Here is a 20546-nt window from a genome sequence, read left to right on the forward strand (position 1 = left end):
CACATCCCGTGACCGACCTTGCAGGAGAGGTCGAGGCGTTCGACGCCGTCGACCTGATCAGGACGAAGCGCGACCGTGGCGAGCTGAGCACTGCCGAGATCGGCTGGCTGATCGACGCGTACACGCGCGGTTACGTGGGCGACGAGCAGATGTCGGCCATGACGATGGCGATCTTCCTCAACGGGATGACGCGCCGCGAGATCAAGGACATGACGCTCGCCATGATCGCGTCGGGCGAGCGGATGGACTTCTCGGGGCTGGGCAAGCCGACCGCCGACAAGCACTCCACCGGCGGTGTCGGCGACAAGATCACCCTCCCGCTGATGCCGCTCGTGGCCACGTTCGGCGTCGCCGTGCCGCAGCTCTCCGGCCGCGGTCTCGGCCACACGGGCGGGACGCTCGACAAGCTGGAGAGCATCCCCGGCTGGCGCGCCAACCTCAGCAACGCGGAGATGTTCGCGCAGCTGCAGAACGAGGGCGGCGTCATCTGCGCCGCCGGTTCCGGGCTGGCGCCGGCGGACGGCAAGCTGTACGCCCTGCGCGACATCACCGGGACGGTCGAGGCCATCCCGCTCATCGCCTCCTCGATCATGTCGAAGAAGATCGCGGAGGGGACCAGCGCCCTGGTGCTGGACGTGAAGTTCGGCTCCGGCGCGTTCCTGAAAGACATCGAGCGCTCGCGCGAGCTCGCCCGCACGATGGTGGAGCTGGGCCGCGATGCGGGGGTCGCGACCTCCGCGCTGCTCACCGACATGAACGTCCCGCTCGGCCTCGCCATCGGCAACGCGAACGAGGTGCGCGAGTCGGTCGAGGTGCTCGCCGGCGGCGGGCCCGCCGACATCGTCGAGCTGACCGTGGCGCTGGCCCGCGAGATGCTCGCCCTCGCCGGACGCCCGGACGAGGACGTCGAGGCGGCCCTGAAGGACGGCCGTGCGATGGACAAGTGGCGCGAGGTCATCCGCGCCCAGGGCGGCGACCCGGATGCGGCGCTGCCGGTCGCGACGGACACCCACACGGTCGTCGCCGACCAGGACGGCGTCCTGGTGGAGCAGCAGGCGCTGCCCTTCGGCATCGCCGCCTGGCGTCTCGGAGCCGGTCGCGCACGCAAGCAGGACCCGGTGCAGCACGCCGCCGGAATCGACCTGCACGCGAAGCCCGGCGACGAGGTCCGGAAGGGTCAGCCGCTGTTCACCCTCTCCGCCGACGAGCCCGCCCGCTTCGAGCGTGCACTGGAGGCTTTGGAGGGCGCTTACCGCATCGCGCCGCCCGGAACTCCCTTCGAGCGCGGCCCGCTGATCGCCGACCGCATCGCCTAGGGTTGGAATCATGAGCGACGCCTGGAACGAGTACACGTTGGCCGACGGCACCGAGATCCGGCCGCTGCCGAAGGTCTCCCTGCACGACCACCTCGACGGCGGGCTGCGGCCCGCGACCGTCCTGGAACTGGGCGAGGCCATCGGCCTGGAGCTGCCGGCACAGGATGCGACCGAGCTGGGCCGCTGGTTCGCAGCGAAGTCGAACTCCGGCTCGCTGGTGGAGTACCTCAAGACCTTCGACCTGACGACGGCCGTCATGCAGACCCGCGAGGGCCTCGCACGCGTCGCCAGAGAGTTCGTTCAGGACCTCGGCTCGGATGGCGTCGTCTACGGCGAGGTCCGCTGGGCTCCCGAGCAGCACCTCGGCGGCGGTCTGACCCTCGACGAGACGGTCGAGGCGGTCCAGGACGGCATCGACCAGGGCATCGACGACGTGCGCGCGTCCGGAAGCCGCATCCGCGTCGGGCAACTCGTGACCGCGATGCGCCACAACGACCGCGGCCTCGAGATCGCGCAGCTCGCCGTGCGGCACCGCGACCGCGGGGTGGTCGGCTTCGACATCGCCGGCCCTGAGGCGGGCTTCCCTGCCTCCAACCACCGTGCGGCTTTCGACTACCTGGCGTCCGAGTTCTTCCCTGCGACCGTCCACGCAGGCGAGGCGGACGGCCTGGACAGCATCCGGAGTGCCATCCTCGACGGACGCGCGCTGCGCCTCGGCCACGGAGTGCGCCTCGCCGAAGACATCACCGTGGAGCGCCAGGACGACGAGAACACCTACGTCACCCTCGGGACGCTGTCGCAGTGGGTGAAGGACCGCGAGATCGCGCTCGAGACGAGCCCGACATCGAACCTGCAGACCGGGGCCATCGCGGCCTGGGGCAACGACATCCTCGACCACCCCTTCGATCTGCTGTACCAGCTCGGTTTCCGCGTCACGGTGAACACCGACAACCGCCTGATGAGCGGGACGACGCTGACGCGCGAGCTGAGCATCCTCGCAGACGCCTTCGCCTACGACCGGACCGATCTGGAGATCTTCCAGTTGAACGCTGCCGCCGGTGCCTTCCTGCCCCTCGAGGAGCGCGAGGAGCTGGCGGAGATCATCACAGCAGGTTTCGAGGGTTCGTAAGGCGCCTGGCGCTACGCTGAAGATATGTCACTGCCACCGCTGCCTGATTCCGCCATCACCGTCGGCGCGCACGCCGTCGACTGGCGTCAGGCCGTGGAATTGGCGGGCGAGGCACTGGCCCGTTCCGGTGCGACGGAGCAGGGCTACGCGCAGCGGATGATCCAGGTGATCGAGGAGTTCGGCGCCTACATCGTGATCGCTCCGGGCCTCGCTCTGGCGCACGCCCGGCCGGGCCCCGACGTGAACTCGGACAGCCTGTCCGTCGTCACGCTCGACGAGCCGGTCGTCTTCGGGCACCCGCATAACGACCCCGTCTCGGTGGTCCTCGGTCTTGCCGTCTCGACGCCCGAGGCGCACGTGACGAGCGTGGCTGAACTGGCCAACGTCTTCAACGACCCGGAGGCCATCCCGGCCCTCGCAGCGGCGGCCGACGTGGCCGATGTCCAGCGCATCCTCACGCTGAGCGAGGAGTCGTCGAGGTGAGAGGAACCGACCGGTGAAGATCGTCGCCATCTGCGGGGTCGGCGTCGGCACGTCCGGCATCCTGAAGGTCAACGCCGAGCGCGTGCTCGACCGGCTGGGGATCGACGCCGACGTCACAGCGTCGGACGCCGCCCACATTGCCGATGCAGCAGCGGATGCGCAGGTCGTCCTGACCTCGCCGGAGCTGGTCGACCGTATCGGCCGGACCAACGCCGACGTGATCGTGGTGCAGAACTACTTCGACCTGGAGGAGCTCGAGCGCAAGCTCGACGAGGCCCTCGGCTAGGTCGAGGCTTTCAATCGCTGAGCAGCGCGGCGACCAGGCCCGGGAAGCGCTCCTCGAGTTCGTCCCGGCGCAGCTGGATCTCGTGGGTGCGCCCCGAGACGATGGTGCGGGTGACGCCCGCCTCGCGCAGCGTCTTGAAATGGTGTGCCATGGTCGACTTCTGCACGTCGACCCCCCACTCGGTCATCGACTTGGGATGCGGCCGCCCGTCGGCGAGGACGCGGACGATCTGCAGACGGATCGGGTCCGCGACGGCGCGCAGCACGTCGACAAGCTGCACGTCGCCCATGTCGGGGGTGGGGTAGTCGGTCATGATCACCACAATTGTTTGACAACCATCGAACAATGGTCGTATCGTAACGGTATGACGTTCGTCGAACAATCGTACCGCAGATCGCTTCCCGCGCTCCTCGTGCTTGCGCTGGCGCTCTTCGTGGTCGGTACCAACGCCTTCGTGATCGCCGGCCTCCTCCCTCAGGTCGCCGACGGACTCGGCGCGACCCCCACCGAGGTGAGCTGGTCGATCACCAGCTACTCGCTCGTCGTCGCGGTGGCGGCGCCGGCCGTCTCGATCCTTCTGCCCCGGGTTCCACGAGCGACGCTCATGGCCGCGGGCCTGGCGGTCTTCGTCCTCGGGACGGCCGCCTCCGCCCTGGCCCCAGACCTGGGCTTCTTCATCGCGGGCCGCACCTTCTCCGGCCTCGGTGGCGCGGCGCTCGTCCCCACGGCGACCGCCGCGGCGGCGTCGCTGGCGCGACCCGAGAAGCGCGGACAAGCGCTCGCCATCGTCGGCGCCGGTTTCACGCTGGCGACGGCCGTCGGCTCCCCGCTCGGCACCGCCCTCGGCGGAGTCGCCGGATGGCGCTTCGCCCTCTGGTGCATCGTCGGCATCGCCGCACTGCTGATCGTGGCGATCCCGCTGGTGGTGCGAGGGGTGCCAGTCCCTCCCGCCGTGTCCCTGCGTCGACGGCTGGCGCCCCTCGGCGACCTCCGCATCGTCGCTCCGCTCGGGACAACGCTGCTCATGGTCGCCGGTTTCAACATCGTCTACATCTTCTCGGCGGCCGTGACCCACGCGTCCACGGGGGGATCGGGCGGTCTCCTCGCCATCCTCCTGCTCGCCTACGGTGTCGCAGGCGTGGCCGGCAACACGGTCGCCGGCCCGCTCACCGATCGCTTCGGCAGCCGTTCCGTCGCCGTCATTGCGCTCGCAGGGCAGGCGCTGACGCTGGCCGTGCTGGCCTTCGCCGAGGCGTCATTCGTCGCATCCATCGTCGTCTTCGGCCTCTGGGGTGTCGCGGCGTTCGCCATCGCCATCCCCGTGCAGCACCGCCTGGTGCACGTCGAACCGGAGAATTCCGCGGTCGCGCTGTCGTGGTATTCGACCGCCATGTATGTGGGCATCGCGATCGCACCGCCGATCGGGACGCTGGCGCTGTCAGCCGGCGGAGCGGTCGCCGTGCCGCTCGCAGGGGCGGTCGTCACCGTCGCGGCGCTCGTCGCGTTCCTCCTCGGATACGTTGTGCGAGCGCCGCGCGCGGTGGCGGCGTGAGAACCCTCAGGCGGTGAGCGCCCGCATCGCGTCGGCGAGGGCGGTGACCCGGGCGGTCGCCGTCTCGCGGCGCTCGCTGATCGTGCCCTCGTCGCTCGAGGCGTCGATGTAGATCTTCAGCTTCGGCTCGGTGCCACTCGGGCGGACCATGACGCGGGAGCCGTCCTCAAGCAGGATGCGCAGGACGTCGCTCGGCGGCAGGTCGCCGAACCCGTCCCGCAGGTCGTCGATCTGCGAGACCCGCACCTCGCCGAGGTGGCTCGGGGGCGTCGACCGGAGCGCGGCCATGATCTCGCCGATGCGCGATAGCTCGGTCACCCGGAGAGAGATCTGGTCGCTGGCGAAGAACCCGAACCGCTCGGCGAACGCATCCAGCTGCTGGGAGATGGTGACGCCGTCGGCCGCCAGACCGTTCGCCAGGTCGAGGAACGCGACCGCCGCCGAGATGCCGTCCTTGTCGCGGACGGTCTCCGGGTTCACGAGGTAACCGAGGGCCTCCTCGTAACCGTAGACGAGACCATGCGCCCGGGAGACCCACTTGAAGCCGGTCAGCGTGTCCGCGAAGTCGAGCCCGTACTCCCGGGCGACGGCGGCAAGAGCGGGGGAGGAGACCACCGAGCAGGCCAGCGTCCCGAAGGCGCCGCGTTCGTCGGTCCGCGCGGTGGCGAGCTCGGCGGCACGCCAGCCGAGCAGCGCGCCCACCTCGTTGCCGGAGAGCCGACGGTAGCCGTCGGGGCTCGTGGTGTCGGGAATGGCCACGGCCAGCCGGTCTGCGTCCGGGTCGTTGGCGATGATCAGGTCTGCGCCCGCATCCCTCGCCGTGGCGAAGGAGAGGTCCATCGCACCCGGCTCTTCGGGATTGGGGAAGGCCACGGTCGGGAACGCCGGATCCGGGTCGATCTGAGCGGCGACCGGGGTCGGGGTGGCGAAGCCTGCTCGCGAGAAGACCTCGCGAGCGGTGCGCCAGCCGACGCCGTGCATCGCGGTGTAGACGAACGACACCGCATCCCGCGGCGTCTGAGCGGCGGCGACGGCCACCGTCGCGTCGATGTACGCCTGCTCCACGTCATCCGCTGCGACCTCGTAGCGGTCGGAGCGCGGGAGGTCGGCGACACTACCCTCCGCCACCTCCAGGATGTGTCCAGCGATCTCCGCGTCGACAGGCGGGACGATCTGCGAACCGTGATCCTCGCCGCCGAGGTACACCTTGTAGCCGTTGTCGTTCGGCGGGTTGTGGCTGGCGGTCACCATGACGCCTGCGCTTGCCGCCAGGTGCCGCACGGCGAAGGCCAGGACGGGCGTCGGAAGCAGCCGGGGGAGGAGGATCGCGCGGATGCCCACGCCGGCCATGAGCTCGGCGGTGTCGCGGGCGAAGACGTCCGAGTTCTTGCGGCCGTCGTAGCCGATGACGACCGACGGCGTGCCGCCCTCGGCGTGCTCCAGCAACCACCGGCCGAAACCGGCCGCGGCCTGCGCGACCAGCACCCGGTTCATGCGGTTCGGGCCGGCGGCGATAGCGCCGCGGAGGCCAGCGGTGCCGAAGGCCAGGCGTTCGTCGAAACGCGAGTGCAGGTCGGCGACGGCGTCGGCCGAGCCCGCCTCGGCGGCGACGATGAGCGCATCCAGCTCGTCACGGGTTTCCGGGTCGGGGTCCTGCGCCAGCCAGGCACGGGCCTCGGCAAGCAGCTGCGGGGTGTCCGTCTGGCTCACAGGGCCTCCACGATCTGGGCGAGGAGGGCACTGATCACCGGCTCCGCGGCGCGGCCGGCCTCGATGACCTCCTGGTGGCTGAGCGGGGTCTTCTGGATGCCCGCCGCGAGGTTGGTGATGAGCGACATCCCGAGGATCTCCATCCCTGCCTGGCGCGCAGCGATCGCCTCAAGGGCGGTGGACATGCCGACGATGTGGCCGCCGACGGCCTTTGCCATCTGGACCTCGGCCGGCGTCTCGTAGTGCGGGCCGCGGAACTGCGTGTACACCCCCTCGTCGAGGGACGGCTCGACGGTGCGGGCCAGGTCGCGCAGTCGCTTCGAGTACAGGTCGGTCAGGTCGATGAAGGTCGCGCCCTCGAGCGGGGAGTCGGCGGTGAGGTTGATGTGGTCGCTGATCAGGACGGGCGTGCCCGGCTTCCAGTGGTCCTTGATGCCGCCTGCGCCGTTGGTCAGGACCATCGTGGTCGCCCCGGCGGCCGCGGCGGTGCGGACGCTGTGGACGACACGGCGGACGCCGTGACCTTCGTAGTAGTGGGTTCGGGCGCCGATCACCAGGGCGTGCTTGCCGTTGGCGAGGCGGATCGAGCGGAGCGTGCCGACGTGCCCTTCGAGCGCCGGCTTGCTGAAGCCGACGATCTCGGTGGCGGGGACGGAAGCGACGGTCTCGCCGATCAGGTCGGCGGCCTTGCCCCAGCCGCTCCCGAGCGTGAGCGCGATGTCGTAACGCTCGACGCCGGTCTTCTCGGCCAGCTGGCCGGCGGCCTCCCGTGCGATCTCGAAGGGGTCGGCCGCGGGGTCGTCGAGCGGATTGGTGATGGATTCCAGCATGAGGCAACTCTACTGAGGGCGGCTTTCCACAGGGTCACGATGGGATGCGCATCGGTGCACCCCCATACGGAAGAATGGGAGACATGGCGTATGAATTCGAGCGTAAGCAGCGCATCGCGATCCTCGGCGGCGGCCCCGGCGGCTACGAGGCGGCGTTGGCGGGCGCTCAGCTGGGGGCGGATGTGACGCTGGTGGAGCGTTCCGGAGTCGGCGGATCCGCAGTCATCACCGACGTGGTGCCCTCCAAGAGCCTTATCGCCACGGCCGAGGCGACCAATTCGCTCGGGGAGGCGACGGACCTCGGCGTCCAGTTCTTCTCTCGCGGCGAGACCGGCAAGCCGGTCCGGCCCGAGATCGCCGTCAACCTGGCGGCGGTGAACAAGCGGCTGATCGGCCTGGCACGACAGCAGTCGGAGGACATGCGGGCCGAACTCGTGCGCTCCGGTGTCCGGATCGTGACCGGTGAGGGCAGGCTGGACGGGCCGAGCGCGGTGATCGTCTCCACGTCGCCGGGCGACTCGGGCACCGACTTCGACCGGATCGAGGCGGACACCATCGTCGTCGCCGTCGGCGCGAGCCCCCGCATCCTGCCGTCGGCGGTGCCCGACGGGGAGCGCATCCTCACCTGGACCCAGCTGTACGACCTGCAGTCGGTGCCGTCGCACCTCATCGTGGTCGGCTCGGGTGTGACGGGCGCAGAGTTCGCGTCCGCCTACACGGCGCTGGGGTCGAAGGTGACGCTGATCTCGTCACGCGATCAAGTGCTGCCGGGCGAGGATGCGGATGCGGCCCGCGTGATCGAGAACGTGTTCAAGCGCAACGGCATGCAGGTGCTGTCGAAGTCGCGCGCGGAGTCCGTGGTCCGCACGGAGAACGGGGTTGTCGCGACGCTGACCGACGGCCGCACGATCGAGGGCTCGCACTGTCTTATGGCCGTCGGGTCCGTGCCGAACACGGCCGGGATCGGGCTCGAGGAGGCCGGGGTGCAGATGACCCACGACGGCAGCATCCGCACGAACCGGGTGGCCCGTACCTCCATCCCCAACATCTACGCGGCGGGCGATTGCTCCGACTCGCTGCCGCTCGCCTCGGTCGCGTCGATGCAGGGGCGCACCGCGGTGTTCCACGCCATGGGCGACGCGGTGAACCCGATCGAGCTGCGCAACGTCAGCTCCAACATCTTCACGCAGCCCGAGATCGCCACGGTCGGCTGGAGCCAGAAGCAGATCGAAGAGGGGATCGCGCAGGGCGACATCTACAAGCTGCCGCTGAAGTCGAATCCTCGGGCAAAGATGCTCGGGATCCGTGACGGCTTCGTCAAGCTGTTTGCACGTACCGGCTCCGGCACGGTGATCGGCGGCGTCATCGTCGCCCCGCGTGCCTCCGAACTCATCTTCCCGCTGGCGCTCGCCGTGGAGCAGCGCCTGACGGTGGATCAGGTCGCACGGGCGTTCACCGTGTATCCCTCCCTGTCCGGGTCCATCACCGACGCCGCGCGCGCCATGCACATCGTGGTCTGACGGGGGTTGCTGTGATGGAGGTCGGGCTCGTCATCGGCGTGCTCGCCGTGCTCACCATCGCGGCGGCGACCACCCTCGGCCCGAAGTTCGGGATCGCGTCTCCGCTGATCCTCGTGGCGGTCGGCATCCTGGTGAGCCTGCTGCCCTTCGTCCCGGCGCTCGAGCTCCAGCCGGAATGGATCATCGCGGGCGTGCTTCCGCCGCTGCTGTACTCGGCGTCGGTCTCCATGCCCGCCATGAACTTCCGGCGCGAGTTCGGGGCGATCGGCGGGCTCTCGGTGGTGCTCGTCATCGTCAGTTCGGTACTGCTCGGCCTCTTCTTCGCCTGGATCATCCCCGGACTGGGTCTCGCCTGGGGAATCGCGCTGGGCGCCATCGTCAGCCCTACCGACGCCGTGGCGACCGGGATCGTGAAGCGGGCCGGCGTCTCGCCTCGGGTCGTGGCCATCCTCGAGGGCGAAAGTCTGCTCAATGACGCGACCGCCCTGGTGCTGCTGCGCGCAGCCGTAGCGGCGGCGGCCGCCTCGTTCACCGTCGGCGCGGTCACGGTGTCGTTCATCTACTCCGTGGTCATCGCCATCGTGTTCGGCGTGCTGGTGGGCTGGCTCAACCTGCTCGTGCGGGCACGGGTGAAGGATGCGACGGTCAACACGGTCATCTCGTTCACCGTGCCGTTCCTCGCATCCATCCCCGCTGAGGCGCTCGGCGCCTCCGGCCTGGTGGCGGCCGTCGTCGCCGGACTCGTCACGGGCAGTCGCGCTCCGCGCGTGCTGTCGCCCGAGCACCGACTCTCTGATGCACAGAACTGGCGGACGGTCGAACTCATCCTCGAAGGGCTGATCTTCCTCACGATGGGCCTGGAGCTCTTCGGCATCGTGCAGAAGGTGCAGGCCGACCACTCCGGTGTCGCGCCGGCGATCGGGGTGGCCGCGGGTGCGCTGCTGCTGACGATCCTGGTGCGCGCGGCCTTCGTGGCCCCCCTGCTCGCACTGCTCGCCCGGCGCAGCAGACGCACTCAGCGCATGCGCCCGAGGCTGCAGCAGCTGCAGGAGCACCTCACCGACCCGGAGGCGGTTCAGCGGGGGATCGCGCAGCGGTTGGGCGGGACCGGCGACCAGCGCGCGTTGGCTGCCGGAAGCGAAGCGGACGGCGAGGCCGACGAATCCGGTGCTGGGGCCGGGGTCGAGGTGCCGGAGGCGGATTCTGCGGCCGCAAACGTGGTATTTCCGGATCCCGCGTTCCCGGACCGTGCCTACTCCGCCCCGGAGCCCGGCGGCCGGAAGGTCTCGCCGAAACGCGCGGAGCGGCGGCGGAGGCAGCTGGCGAGACGAGGCGTCCCTACGGTCGCGAATCTGACCCGCTTCGGCACCCGGCTCCGTCGGATGCTGGCCGACATCGAGTACTTCACGGGCGCACCCCTCGGCTGGCGCGAGGGCACCATCGTGGTCTGGGCCGGGATGCGCGGTGCGGTCACGGTGGCCGCGGCGCAGTCTCTGCCGTCCACTACGCCCGGCCGGTCGGTCCTCGTGCTGATCGCGTTCCTGGTCGCAGCCGGTTCGCTGCTGCTCCAGGGCGGAACCCTCGGCTTGGTCCTCAAGGCGGTCAAGCCGTCGGGCGCCGACCCGGAGTCCGAGCGGGACGAGCGCCGCCGGCTTCTTGAGCTGCTCTACGAGGCGGGCAAGTCGGTTCCTCAGCCCGAGATGACCGAGCGCACCCCGGAAGCATTCGCCCAGCTCAAGTCGGCTCGACTGGCCCGATTGCGCGCTCAGCGCGCCGCCCTGCTCGACGCCCGCGACGAGGGAACCTTCAGCGCGGACGTGCTCGCCGGCGCCCTCAGCAACCTCGACGCGGACGAGATCAGCATCGACCTGAAGGGCGACCCCACGGAGGCGACCGGCTGACGCATGCAGCCATGCCCTCTATTCAGGACATAGCTGCACCACCCCCGTCAGATCTCCTGAAAACAGGACGCGCGGATATCTTCACAGCACACCGGGGCGCCAGCTTCTCCACAGATGCAGAGCTTCGCCGACGTCAGTGTCCGCCCGCACCAAGACTTGAACCATGCAGTCGGAACCCCTCCACAGAATCCTCGAACGATTTGCCGGCATCGCCACTCGCGGGCAGCTCATCGGCAGCGGCGCTCACCCGGATCACCTTGCGGCCGCTGTCCGTGAGGGCAGCATCCTCCGCGTCCGCCGCGCCCACTACGCCGCAGTGAATGCCGACCCCCGTGCCGTCTCCGCGGTCCGCATCGGAGGGCGGCTCACCGCGAGTTCGGCGGCACGGAGCTACGGCTTGTGTGCATCCCACGGCTCGAACGGCGCCTTCGAGCACGATCGGATGCGAGACTCCCGGGCGCGGTTGCGAGGCGCACCCGTCGTGCGGTTCACCGCACGCCAAGTGTTCGAGCAGTGGCCAGTCGTCGTCGAGACGATTGATGCTCTGCTCGAGCGAAAAGCGGCCTAGACGATGTTCAACAGCAGGTGGCCCGACGAGACCGTCTCGCCGACCGCAGCATTGATACCGGAAACGGTCCCGTCCTTATGGGCGGTCAGAGGCTGCTCCATCTTCATCGCCTCGAGAACGAGCACGAGGTCGCCCTTCACCACGGGATCGCCGTCCGCGACAGCCACCTTGACGATGGTCGCCTGCATGGGGGCGGTGACGGAGTCGCCGGTGGCCGTGTCGACCGCGTGGGATCCACCGCGGCGCCGCGGCGCAGGTGAGGCGGCCGGCTCACCGGCTCCGCCGCTGAGCAGCTTTGCGGGGAGGGAGACCTCGATGCGCTTTCCCTCGACTTCGACCACGACACTGCTGCGGCGGTCGGCGGCCGGCTGGTCGCTCAGCTCACCCGACCAGGGCTCGACCTCGTTGACCCACTCGGTCTCGATCCAGCGTGTGTACACCGAGAACGGCTCGCCATCCTGCGGTGCGAAGGCCGGATCGCGGACGATGGCCCGGTGGAACGGGAGCACGGTGGGGAGTCCCGCGACTTCGAACTCGTCGAGGGCGCGGCGGGAGCGCTCGAGCGCCTCCTCGCGGCTGGCTCCGGTGACGATCAGCTTGGCGAGCATGGAGTCGAAGGCGCCGCTGATGACGTCGCCCGCCTGGATGCCGCTGTCGACCCGAACGCCCGGGCCCCCGGCGGCCTTGAACACATGAACCGGCCCGGGGGAGGGGATGAAGCCGCGGCCGGCGTCTTCGCCGTTGATCCGGAACTCGAAGGAGTGACCACGCGGGGCGGGGTCGTCGTAGTCCAGCTCGCCACCCTCGGCGAGGCGGAACTGCTCCCGCACCAGGTCGATGCCGGTGACCTCCTCGGAGACCGGGTGCTCGACCTGGAGGCGCGTGTTCACCTCGAGGAAGGAGACGGTGCCGTCCTTACCGATGAGGAATTCGCAGGTTCCGGCGCCCTGATAACCGACCTCCTTGAGGATCGCCTTCGACGACGTGTACAGCTTCTCGGTCTGCTCCGGCGTGAGGAACGGTGCCGGAGCCTCCTCCACCAGCTTCTGGTGACGTCGCTGCAGCGAGCAGTCGCGAGTGGAGACGACGACGACGTTGCCGTAGGCGTCCGCGAGGCACTGTGTCTCGACGTGGCGCGGCTGGTCCAGGTACTTCTCGACGAAGCACTCGCCGCGGCCGAATGCGGCGATCGCCTCGCGGGTGGCCGACTCAAAGAGTTCCGCCACCTCCTCGCGTGCACGGGCCACCTTGAGGCCACGTCCGCCGCCGCCGAAGGCCGCCTTGATCGCCACCGGGAGCCCGTAGACGTCGACGAAGTCGAGGACCTCGGCCGCGTCCGCGACCGGGTTCAGAGTGCCGGGGGCCAGCGGGGCGCCGACCTTCTCGGCTACGTGGCGCGCCGAGACCTTGTCGCCGAGCCGCTCGATCGCTTCGGGCGACGGGCCGATCCAGGTGAGACCTGCGGCGATGACGGCACGGGCGAAGTCCGCGTTCTCTGCGAGGAACCCGTAGCCGGGGTGCACCGCATCCGCGCCGGAGCGCCGCGCCACCGACAGGAGCTTGTCGATGACGAGGTACGTCTCTGCGCTCGTGGTGCCATCGAGCGCGTACGCCTCGTCGGCGAGGCGAACGTGGAGGGCGTCGCGATCCTGGTCAGCGTACACGGCGACGGAGGCGATCCCGCTGTCCTTGGCTGCACGGATGACACGGACGGCGATCTCTCCGCGATTGGCGATCAAAACCTTGGTGATACGTGGCACAGTTCCCTAGCCTATTGCTCGATATCGAAGGAGTTTTGGCCGAACCTCACAAAAATGGACGACCGGAAGCTCCGGCAGCCTACAACGGTCCGATTCAGTCGGTGCGGTTCCAGAGCGTGGTCCACGAGATGCCCAGGGCGCGCACCAGCTCGCGGAGGGTCGAAAGCGAGAGCCCCACCACCGTGCTCGGATCGCCGTCGACGCGGGTGATGAACGGGCCGCCCAGGCTGTCCACCGTGAAGGCGCCGGCCACCTCGAGAGGTTCGCCGCTGGCGACATACGCGTCGATCTCCTCGTCCGTCACCTCGGCGAACGTCACCGCGGCGACCGCGGCGGCGCCGACCGCGGCGTTCTCGCGTCCACCGCGGTGGTCGATGAGCCAGTGGCCGGAGTGCAGCATTCCGGTGCTACCGCGCTGCTGAAGCCAGCGTTCGCGGGCGACGTCAGGGCGGTGCGGCTTGCCATGGATGGCGCCATCGATGGCGAAAGCCGAGTCGCCGCCCAGGATCAGTCCGTCGATCGGCTCGCCATCCAACTCACCCCGCACGGCCTCGGCCTTCGCGCGGGCGAGCAGCTGGACCATCGTCGCGGCATCGAGCGGGCCGTGCTCCGCCTCCGCTGCGGCGACGGCGGCCGGCTCGTCGACGTTCGACGGCACGATCACCGGTTCGACGCCCGCAGCGCGCAGTAGCGCGAGGCGGGCGGGAGAGGTTGAGGCGAGGTAGAGGCGCATGGTCACCTGTGGGATGCTCGAAGGATGCCCCAGAAAGACGAGGTCGAGCTCGACATTACCAACGTCGCCCATGGCGGCGTGTTCGTCGCACGGCACGAGGGGCGCGTGGTCTTCGTGCCGGACACGATGCCCGGCGAGCGAGTGCGCGTGCGGATCGCGGACACGAGCCACGAGCGGTTCTGGCGCGGCGAGGTGCTCGACGTGGTCGAGGCATCGCCCGAGCGGCGCGCCCACGTCTGGGGTGCCGCCGCCCTCGAGCGTCCGCCCGCTGAGCGTGCGGGTGGCGCCGAGTTCGGCCACATCCGCCTGGAGCACCAGCGGGAACTCAAGCGCCGCGTGATCGAGGATGCGCTGCAGCGGACGGCGAAACTGCCCGCGGAGGCCATCGCGACGGCAGGCGTCGACGGACGCCCGATCCTGGTCGAACCCGTAGAAGGGGAGACGGCCGACGGGACAGGATGGCGCACCCGCGTCCGGCTCCAGGTCGACGACGCAGGCCGAGTCGGCCCCTTTGCCTCGCGGTCCCACACGGTCATCCCGGTGACGGACCTGCCCCTGGCGACCGAAGCCGTTCAGGCGGCGACGCCCTTCGGTCAGCTCTTCCCGGGGGCCGAGTCGGTCGACATCGTCGCCACGGGTCTCGGAACGGCACACGTCCTCGTCAACGACGCTCCTGCACGCAGCGGCCCGCGCGACGGCGCTCCAACCGGCACCCGCGGCGGAACTCGAACCGGCACGCGCGGCGGGGCCGGCAAGGGCCGGGGGCGAGGAGACCGCAGGGCGCGCGCGCCGCGCGAAGCACGGCCGCACCGGCAGCCGGTCCCCATCCGGGAGCGGGTCGGCGACCGCGAGTTCCGGCTGGATGCGCGAGGCTTCTGGCAGGTGCACCGCGGGGCGGCTCAGACACTGACGCAGGCGGTGCAGGCCGCGGTCGACGAGGCGCTGTTCGACCCGCGGGCGGCCAACCTCGACCTGTACGGCGGAGTCGGTCTACTCGCAGCCGCGCTGGGCGACCGCTTCGGGTCGACCCTCCGGATCACCTCGGTGGAGAGCGACGAAGCGGCGACCGATGACGCCGCGGAGAACCTGTCCGAGTGGGTCGGCGCGTCCGCCCTCACCGAACGCGTCGAGCGGTACGTCGCACGGCTCGCCGCCGACGCCTCCGCGGCGGAGCGCGCCCGGCTGCGGGCGGCGACGGTGGTCCTCGACCCGCCGCGCTCGGGCGCGGGCCGGGAGGTCGTCGACTCGATCGCATCCCTCGCCCCGGCGCAGATCGTCTACGTCGCGTGCGATCCCGTCGCCCTCGCCCGCGACCTGGCGTTCTTCGCGGGCCACGGGTATGCGATGACGGGGATGCGCGCCTTCGACCTGTTCCCGAACACCCACCACGTCGAGGCCGTCGCCACGTTGACGCGCTGACCGCCGACGGCCCTCCGTGACGCATTCACCCCCTACGATGGTCAACATGGTGCGGGTGGCAATCGTTGACGATCACGAGTCCGTGCGTCTGGGGCTGAAGGCCGCCTGTCAGGACGCGGGCTACGACGTCGTCGTCACCGCTCCGACGGTGGACGACTTCGTCGCCCAGCTGGGCGCGCAGGAATGCGATGTCGTCGTGCTGGACCTGTCGCTCGGCGACGGCTCGAAGGTCACCGACAACGTCAAGCGCGCGCAGGCGACCGGCGCGGCCGTCCTCGTCCACAGCATCGCCGACCGTGTCGCCAGCGTCCGCGAGGCCCTCGCCGCGGGTGCGGCGGGCGTCATCCCGAAGTCCTCGCCGACCACGACCGTGATCAGCGCGATCGCCACCGTCGCGCGCGGCGACGTGCTCAACAACCTGGAGTGGGCGACGGCCATCGACGCTGACAGCGACTTCGCGAAGGCGCAGCTCGGCCGGCGCGAGCGGGATGTGCTCCACCTCTACGCCTCCGGCTTGCCGTTGAAGGCGGTCGCCGCGCAGCTGGGCATCGCGAACTCCACGGCTCGCGAATACCTGGACCGCATCCGCGTGAAATACGTGGAGGTCGGTCGACCGGCGCCGACGAAGGTGGACCTGCTCCGCCGCGCGGTGGAGGACGGCATCCTTCCGGGGCTCGACCCGGAGACAGGCAATGAGCGCTCCTAGCGGGGTTCGCCCGGGGTTGCCGCTGGAGGCGGCGAAGCCCCGCAACCCACTCAGCCGGGCTCGCATCGAGCGGATCTCCGATCGCACGGTCTCCGCCTTCGGCCTGGTCTTCGGACTCCAGACCCTTCCGACGGCGCTCGGCCAGCTCAGCGCCCTCCGGGAGCCGTGGGGCGCGGCGTGGATGATCGCCGTCTTCGGCGGCCTCGCGCTCACCGTCATTCTCGCGGTTGTCCAGCGCGGGGTGAAGATCGCCATGGGCGTCCTCTCCGTCGTCTACCTCGCTGCGATCATCACCTGGCCACTGCTGGTGGAGGATGGGAGCGCCTTCAGCTCGGACAAGCCGTGGGTCTGGTTCCTGTGCTCGGTGTTCACCGCCTTCGCGGCGGTGGCTTACCCGTTGTGGCTGGCGGTGGCGTACACGTTCGTCGCACCGATCGCCTACGGCATCGTCCGCGCCCTTCCGGCGGGCGGGGGCGTCGGGTTCGAGCTGGGAGCCCTCGACGCGATCTACGCCATCATCCTGGGCGGCGTGATCCTCTCGATCATCGCCATGATGCGTCAGGCGTCGAGCGCTGTGGACACCGCCCAGAGTCAGGCTCTGGCTCGCTACGCCAACGCCGTGCGCCAGCACGCCACCGAGGTGGAGCGTGTGCAGGTCGACGCGATCGTCCACGACAGCGTGCTCACCACCCTGCTGTCTGCCGCCTCCGCCCGCAGCCCGGAGCAGAAGGAGCTGGCCGCCGCGATGGCCTCCGACGCGATCGGGCACCTCCACGCGGCCGAGGCGGCTACTCCGGAGGACCAGACTCTCGTGGGGCTCGACAGGCTCGCCGAGCGCCTGGTGACCTCCGCCAACGCCTTCTCGTCCCCGTTCGGTGTGGATGTGCGGGATGTAGAGGTACACACCCTTCCCGTGAACGTGGCGGAGGCGGTGTACTCGGCGACCGTCCAGGCGATGGTGAACAGCATGCAGCACGCCGGCGGCCCCGAGGTGCACCGGAACGTGTCCATCCGCGGCGGCGGCCCCGCAGCGACCGTCGAGATCGTCGTCAGCGACGACGGCAGTGGTTTCACGGAGGCGGAGGTTCCCGCCGAGCGTCTGGGATTGCGCATCAGCATCCGGGACCGTCTGGCCAAGGTAGGGGGCCGCGCCCGCATCGAGTCGGAGCCGGGCAACGGCACCACCGTCACGATCCTGTGGCCGTCGGCGGAGCAGCACACCGTCGGTGCCCCCGTCGGGTCCGCCCTCGGTGAGTCCGGCGTGGCGTTCCCTCGGGATGTGGGGGCCGTCGAGTGATCACCCTCAACCGCGTCCTCTTCCTCAGCCTCGGTGCGCTGTTCTCCGCGTACCACGTGTTCCTCGCGCTGTCGTCGCTGTCGACGCCGAGCGCAGCCGGTCCGGTGATCGTCGCCATGGTCCTGTACGGGATCGCGACGGTCGCGAGCCTGTGGCCTACCAGTCCGACCAAGATGCCGCTGTGGCTTGCCGCGTTCGACCTGGCGGTCTGCGTGGTGATCCCGATCCTGGTGACCAGCCAACTCGATCCTGCGAAGGACAACGGGTACGCCACCTGGTATGTCGCGGCGGTGGGAACGCTGATGACGATCTGCGCCGTGCGGCGGCAGCAGGTGGTCGCCTGGGCCGGTGTTGGCTTCCTCGCCGTTCAGACGGTCGTGTGGGCGGGTCTCGGCGCGCTCGCCGGCATCGGCGTCATCGGCTCTGTCGTCTGGGTGGGCGTCGCCGTGGTGATCTCCGGTTCGTTGGCCAAGGCCGGCCGAGACGCCCTGCAGTTCGCCCGGGCCGAGCGGGAGGCGACCGAGTGGCAGGCGGCGCAGGAGGCCCACGTCATGGAGCGGCAGCTGCGCCTCCGTCAGACGTACCGCGTGGCGGCGCCGATGCTCGCCGAGATCGTGCGCCGCGGGGGTGACCTTACCGAGGCTGAGCGCCGGGAGTGCCGCTACCTCGAGGGCGCGATCCGCGACGAGATCCGCGGCCGTCGGTTGCTCAATGACGATGTCAGGCGCGAGGTGATGGATGCGCGCCGACGTGGCGTCGTCGTCAGCCTCCTCGATGAGGGCGGCATCGACGACCTGGACCAGCGAGGGCTCGAGGCTGTACTGCACCGGCTGGCGGAAGCGATCCGTGGGACGACCACCGACAAGCTGATCGTGCGAACGGTCCCGCGATCGTCGAAGACGGCCGTGACAGTAGTGGGCCTGCGCATGTCGGATGACGGCGCGGCGAATGCGCTCGGCGCGGAGTCGGAGGACGACGAGGTCGATCTCTGGCTGGAGATCCCGCGCCCCGTCTGAGTCGCAATTCGTGCCGAATCGTGGCTTCACGCCGCCGGAAGGGCACGTTCGTGCCGAATCCCACGCCTGCGCGCGCCTTAAAAGGGGAAAGGGGCCGACACCCGAATTGTCGGCCCCTTTTCAAACCCCGAGTCAGGGCGACAACCCGAATATCGCCCTGACTCGCCCCCAAAGCACTCGCCCGCTTACCCTAGTCGGCGAGTGATTGGCGGTGTGACTCACGAGGAGAGACACCTAGCAATAACCATATTGGCGGGGCTCCCAGTAAATACATAGTCGTCATTTTGGAGGACACCTGGGGGACATATAACGACCCCCTTTCGAGGTGCATTCACGAGTTTACGCGTGTCCCGCAGTCGGGGGGCTCCCCAATCGGGGTACATGCCCCTCAGCGGTCCTCCTGACGCGACGTTCAGCCCGAGAACGAGCGCCAGGCCCCAGGCCCCGGACGCAGCTCGCCACGCAGCGAACGCTGAGTGCGGGCCCAGCCATCCGGGCCGTGCTCGGTCCGCGCCTCCCTGGCCGCGGCGGCCTGCTCGGCTGCAGCGGCGGTGAGCACCGCGGTGACCGCCGCGATCTCCTCCGGGGTGACGCCGCGCGTCACGAACCGCAGCTGGGACGGGTCGAGCGGACCGCTCGTCGCCTGGGCGCCGTCGCTCACAGGGGGATGTTCCCGTGCTTCTTCGGCGGCAGGGACGCACGCTTGGTGCGCAGCGCCCGCAGCGCCTTGATGACCGAGACGCGGGTCGCCGCGGGCTCGATCACGCCGTCGAGCTCCCCGCGCTCCGCGGCGAGGAAGGGACTGGCGACGTTGTACGTGTACTCGTTCGCAAGCTTCGTGCGGACGGCGGCGACATCCTCGCCGGCCTCCTCAGCACGCTTGATCTCGCCGCGGTACAGGATGTTGACCGCACCCTGGCCACCCATCACCGCGATCTCCGCGGTCGGCCACGCCAGGTTGATGTCGGCGCCGAGCTGCTTCGAGCCCATGACGATGTAGGCGCCGCCGTAGGCCTTGCGCGTGATGATCGTCACCAGCGGCACCGTCGCCTCCGCGTACGCATACAACAGCTTGGCGCCCCGCCGGATGACGCCCGTCCACTCCTGGTCGGTCCCGGGGAGGTATCCGGGCACATCCACGAGAGTGAGGATGGGGATGCTGAACGCGTCGCAGAAGCGAACGAACCGCGACGCCTTCTCGCCGGCGTCGATGTTGAGCGTGCCGGCCATCGCGCTCGGCTGGTTGGCGACGATGCCCACCGAGCGTCCCTCGACGCGGGCGAAGCCGATCACGATGTTCGGCGCGAACAGAGGCTGGATCTCGAGGAACTCGCCGTCGTCGACGATCCCTTCGATGACCGTCTTCACGTCGTACGGCTGGTTCGGCGAGTCCGGGATGAGCGTGTTGAGCCGGCGGTCGGCGTCGGTGATCTCCAGCTCCGGCTCCGCCTGGAAGGTCGGCAGGTCGGCGAGGTTGTTCTGCGGGAGGTAGCTGAGCAGTGTGCGCGCGTAGTCGAGTGCGTCCTCCTCGTCGCTGGCGAGGTAGTGCGCGACGCCGGAGACCTTGTTGTGGGTCAGCGCGCCGCCGAGCTCCTCGAAGCCGACGTCCTCTCCGGTGACCGTCTTGATGACGTCCGGCCCGGTCACGAACATGTGGCTCTTCTTGTCGACCATGATCACGAAGTCGGTGAGCGCGGGGGAGTACACGGCTCCACCGGCCGCTGGACCCATGACGATCGAGATCTGCGGGATGACGCCGGACGCGGCCGTGTTGCGGCGGAAGATCTCGCCGTACTTCCCCAGGGCGACCACACCCTCCTGGATGCGCGCGCCGCCCGAGTCGAGGATGCCGATCATGGGGACGCCGGTCTTCAGGGCGTGGTCCATGACCTTGATGATCTTCTCGCCGGCGACCTCGCCGAGCGATCCGCCGAAGATGGTGAAGTCCTGGCTGAACACCGCGACGTTGCGGCCGTGGATGGTGCCGACGCCGGTGACCACTGCGTCGCCGTACGGGCGCTTCGCCTCCATCCCGAACGCGTGGGTCCGGTGGCGTACGAACTCGTCGAGCTCGACGAAAGAGCCGTGGTCGAGGAGCAGTTCGATGCGCTCACGGGCAGTCAGCTTGCCCTTGGCGTGCTGCTTCTCGATCGCCGCCTCACCGCTCGCTGTGACGGCCTCGTGGAACCGTTCCTTCAGATCGGCGAGCTTGCCGGCGGTGGTGGTCAGGTCGGGGAGCTGGTCGCTCTGACGGGGTTCGGTGTCGGTCACGCCGTTCACTCTACCGGCCAGCCGAACGGCCATGCCGTTGACGAAACCC

The 20546-nt window shown here is 69.7% G+C and carries 19 protein-coding genes; 12 read left to right on the forward strand and 7 right to left on the reverse strand.

Annotation, left to right across the window (positions count from 1 at the left end):
- Window positions 1-8: 8 nt before the first annotated feature.
- Genes AB7E03_RS17865 through AB7E03_RS17880 form a run of 4 tightly spaced genes read left to right on the forward strand, consistent with a single transcriptional unit; the run spans window position 9 to window position 3214 of the window.
- Entirely contained in the window at window positions 9-1316 is a 1308-nt protein-coding gene (locus tag AB7E03_RS17865) for a thymidine phosphorylase (RefSeq protein WP_489942656.1), read from the forward strand.
- Between the two features lie 10 nt (window positions 1317-1326).
- Window positions 1327-2445 carry an adenosine deaminase gene (locus AB7E03_RS17870; protein WP_489942657.1) on the forward strand — a complete coding sequence of 373 codons (1119 nt, stop codon included), beginning with the start codon at window positions 1327-1329 and terminating at the stop codon, window positions 2443-2445.
- A gap of 24 nt (window positions 2446-2469) precedes the next feature.
- Complete coding sequence (locus tag AB7E03_RS17875; protein ID WP_489942658.1) at window positions 2470-2928, forward strand: PTS sugar transporter subunit IIA; 459 nt, start codon at window positions 2470-2472, stop codon at window positions 2926-2928.
- A 13-nt stretch (window positions 2929-2941) separates the two neighbouring features.
- The gene (locus AB7E03_RS17880) at window positions 2942-3214 is read left to right on the forward strand and encodes a PTS sugar transporter subunit IIB (RefSeq protein WP_441783803.1); all 273 of its coding nucleotides are present in this window, start codon (window positions 2942-2944) and stop codon (window positions 3212-3214) included.
- Between the two features lie 10 nt (window positions 3215-3224).
- Here AB7E03_RS17880 and AB7E03_RS17885 read toward each other — a convergent pair whose 3' ends face one another.
- Window positions 3225-3527 carry an ArsR/SmtB family transcription factor gene (locus tag AB7E03_RS17885; protein ID WP_489942659.1) on the reverse strand — a complete coding sequence of 101 codons (303 nt, stop codon included), beginning with the start codon at window positions 3525-3527 and terminating at the stop codon, window positions 3225-3227.
- Between the two features lie 51 nt (window positions 3528-3578).
- Here AB7E03_RS17885 and AB7E03_RS17890 point away from each other — a divergent pair, with 51 nt between their 5' ends.
- On the forward strand, window positions 3579-4766 hold the full coding sequence (locus AB7E03_RS17890) for an MFS transporter (RefSeq protein WP_489942660.1): 1188 nt from the start codon (window positions 3579-3581) through the stop codon (window positions 4764-4766).
- A 6-nt stretch (window positions 4767-4772) separates the two neighbouring features.
- Here AB7E03_RS17890 and AB7E03_RS17895 read toward each other — a convergent pair whose 3' ends face one another.
- Both AB7E03_RS17895 and AB7E03_RS17900 read right to left on the reverse strand, forming a co-directional pair.
- Window positions 4773-6476, reverse strand: coding sequence for a phospho-sugar mutase (locus tag AB7E03_RS17895; RefSeq protein ID WP_489942661.1), 1704 nt, complete (start codon window positions 6474-6476; stop codon window positions 4773-4775).
- Window positions 6473-7306 carry a purine-nucleoside phosphorylase gene (locus AB7E03_RS17900; protein WP_489942662.1) on the reverse strand — a complete coding sequence of 278 codons (834 nt, stop codon included), beginning with the start codon at window positions 7304-7306 and terminating at the stop codon, window positions 6473-6475. The genes AB7E03_RS17895 and AB7E03_RS17900 overlap by 4 nt, the downstream gene beginning before the upstream one ends.
- 83 nt (window positions 7307-7389) lie before the next feature.
- Between AB7E03_RS17900 and AB7E03_RS17905 the strand changes: the two genes are divergently transcribed.
- The 3 genes from AB7E03_RS17905 (at window position 7390) to AB7E03_RS17915 (ending at window position 11295) form a co-directional block, all read left to right on the forward strand.
- Window positions 7390-8826: an NAD(P)H-quinone dehydrogenase gene (locus tag AB7E03_RS17905; protein ID WP_489942663.1), complete on the forward strand. Its 1437-nt coding sequence runs from the start codon at window positions 7390-7392 to the stop codon at window positions 8824-8826.
- Between the two features lie 14 nt (window positions 8827-8840).
- The gene (locus AB7E03_RS17910; RefSeq protein ID WP_489942664.1) at window positions 8841-10727 is read left to right on the forward strand and encodes a cation:proton antiporter domain-containing protein; all 1887 of its coding nucleotides are present in this window, start codon (window positions 8841-8843) and stop codon (window positions 10725-10727) included.
- A gap of 163 nt (window positions 10728-10890) precedes the next feature.
- A complete protein-coding gene (locus AB7E03_RS17915) occupies window positions 10891-11295 on the forward strand; it encodes a hypothetical protein (protein WP_489942665.1) in 405 nt (134 codons plus the stop codon).
- Here the strand turns inward: AB7E03_RS17915 and AB7E03_RS17920 are convergent.
- Together AB7E03_RS17920 and AB7E03_RS17925 are read right to left on the reverse strand one after the other, a co-directional pair.
- The gene (locus AB7E03_RS17920; RefSeq protein ID WP_489942666.1) at window positions 11292-13055 is read right to left on the reverse strand and encodes an acetyl/propionyl/methylcrotonyl-CoA carboxylase subunit alpha; all 1764 of its coding nucleotides are present in this window, start codon (window positions 13053-13055) and stop codon (window positions 11292-11294) included. The genes AB7E03_RS17915 and AB7E03_RS17920 overlap by 4 nt on opposite strands.
- A gap of 94 nt (window positions 13056-13149) precedes the next feature.
- Window positions 13150-13788, reverse strand: a complete 639-nt coding sequence (locus AB7E03_RS17925; RefSeq protein WP_489942932.1) for a Maf family protein — start codon at window positions 13786-13788, stop codon at window positions 13150-13152.
- Window positions 13789-13812: 24 nt separating this feature from the next.
- Between AB7E03_RS17925 and AB7E03_RS17930 the strand changes: the two genes are divergently transcribed.
- Genes AB7E03_RS17930 through AB7E03_RS17945 form a run of 4 tightly spaced genes read left to right on the forward strand, consistent with a single transcriptional unit; the run spans window position 13813 to window position 18226 of the window.
- Entirely contained in the window at window positions 13813-15207 is a 1395-nt protein-coding gene (locus AB7E03_RS17930) for a class I SAM-dependent RNA methyltransferase (RefSeq protein WP_489942667.1), read from the forward strand.
- 46 nt (window positions 15208-15253) lie between these two features.
- On the forward strand, window positions 15254-15913 hold the full coding sequence (locus tag AB7E03_RS17935; RefSeq protein ID WP_441783812.1) for a response regulator transcription factor: 660 nt from the start codon (window positions 15254-15256) through the stop codon (window positions 15911-15913).
- Window positions 15900-17210, forward strand: coding sequence for a sensor histidine kinase (locus AB7E03_RS17940; RefSeq protein WP_489942668.1), 1311 nt, complete (start codon window positions 15900-15902; stop codon window positions 17208-17210). The genes AB7E03_RS17935 and AB7E03_RS17940 overlap by 14 nt, the downstream gene beginning before the upstream one ends.
- Window positions 17207-18226, forward strand: coding sequence for a DUF8320 family protein (locus AB7E03_RS17945; RefSeq protein ID WP_441783814.1), 1020 nt, complete (start codon window positions 17207-17209; stop codon window positions 18224-18226). The genes AB7E03_RS17940 and AB7E03_RS17945 overlap by 4 nt, the downstream gene beginning before the upstream one ends.
- Before the next feature lie 412 nt (window positions 18227-18638).
- Here the strand turns inward: AB7E03_RS17945 and AB7E03_RS17950 are convergent, their stop codons facing one another.
- Together AB7E03_RS17950 and AB7E03_RS17955 are read right to left on the reverse strand one after the other, a co-directional pair.
- Complete coding sequence (locus tag AB7E03_RS17950; protein ID WP_489942669.1) at window positions 18639-18887, reverse strand: acyl-CoA carboxylase epsilon subunit; 249 nt, start codon at window positions 18885-18887, stop codon at window positions 18639-18641.
- Window positions 18884-20530 carry an acyl-CoA carboxylase subunit beta gene (locus tag AB7E03_RS17955; RefSeq protein ID WP_489942670.1) on the reverse strand — a complete coding sequence of 549 codons (1647 nt, stop codon included), beginning with the start codon at window positions 20528-20530 and terminating at the stop codon, window positions 18884-18886. Before AB7E03_RS17955 ends, AB7E03_RS17950 begins: the two co-directional genes overlap by 4 nt.
- Window positions 20531-20546 lie beyond the last annotated feature (16 nt).

This window comes from Leifsonia sp. RCC_180, assembly GCF_058138205.1.

What these genes read in the sequence shown, in the direction of transcription:
- AB7E03_RS17870 (WP_489942657.1), top strand. Translation starts at nt 1,327, where the DNA reads ATGAGCGACGCCTGGAACGAGTACACGTTGGCCGACGGCACCGAGATC.
- AB7E03_RS17875 (WP_489942658.1), top strand. Translation starts at nt 2,470, where the DNA reads ATGTCACTGCCACCGCTGCCTGATTCCGCCATCACCGTCGGCGCGCAC.
- AB7E03_RS17885 (WP_489942659.1), bottom strand. Translation starts at nt 3,527, where the DNA reads ATGACCGACTACCCCACCCCCGACATGGGCGACGTGCAGCTTGTCGAC.
- AB7E03_RS17890 (WP_489942660.1), top strand. Translation starts at nt 3,579, where the DNA reads ATGACGTTCGTCGAACAATCGTACCGCAGATCGCTTCCCGCGCTCCTC.
- AB7E03_RS17900 (WP_489942662.1), bottom strand. Translation starts at nt 7,306, where the DNA reads ATGCTGGAATCCATCACCAATCCGCTCGACGACCCCGCGGCCGACCCC.
- AB7E03_RS17905 (WP_489942663.1), top strand. Translation starts at nt 7,390, where the DNA reads ATGGCGTATGAATTCGAGCGTAAGCAGCGCATCGCGATCCTCGGCGGC.
- AB7E03_RS17910 (WP_489942664.1), top strand. Translation starts at nt 8,841, where the DNA reads ATGGAGGTCGGGCTCGTCATCGGCGTGCTCGCCGTGCTCACCATCGCG.
- AB7E03_RS17915 (WP_489942665.1), top strand. Translation starts at nt 10,891, where the DNA reads ATGCAGTCGGAACCCCTCCACAGAATCCTCGAACGATTTGCCGGCATC.
- AB7E03_RS17925 (WP_489942932.1), bottom strand. Translation starts at nt 13,788, where the DNA reads ATGCGCCTCTACCTCGCCTCAACCTCTCCCGCCCGCCTCGCGCTACTG.
- AB7E03_RS17930 (WP_489942667.1), top strand. Translation starts at nt 13,813, where the DNA reads ATGCCCCAGAAAGACGAGGTCGAGCTCGACATTACCAACGTCGCCCAT.
- AB7E03_RS17935 (WP_441783812.1), top strand. Translation starts at nt 15,254, where the DNA reads ATGGTGCGGGTGGCAATCGTTGACGATCACGAGTCCGTGCGTCTGGGG.
- AB7E03_RS17940 (WP_489942668.1), top strand. Translation starts at nt 15,900, where the DNA reads ATGAGCGCTCCTAGCGGGGTTCGCCCGGGGTTGCCGCTGGAGGCGGCG.
- AB7E03_RS17955 (WP_489942670.1), bottom strand. Translation starts at nt 20,530, where the DNA reads ATGGCCGTTCGGCTGGCCGGTAGAGTGAACGGCGTGACCGACACCGAA.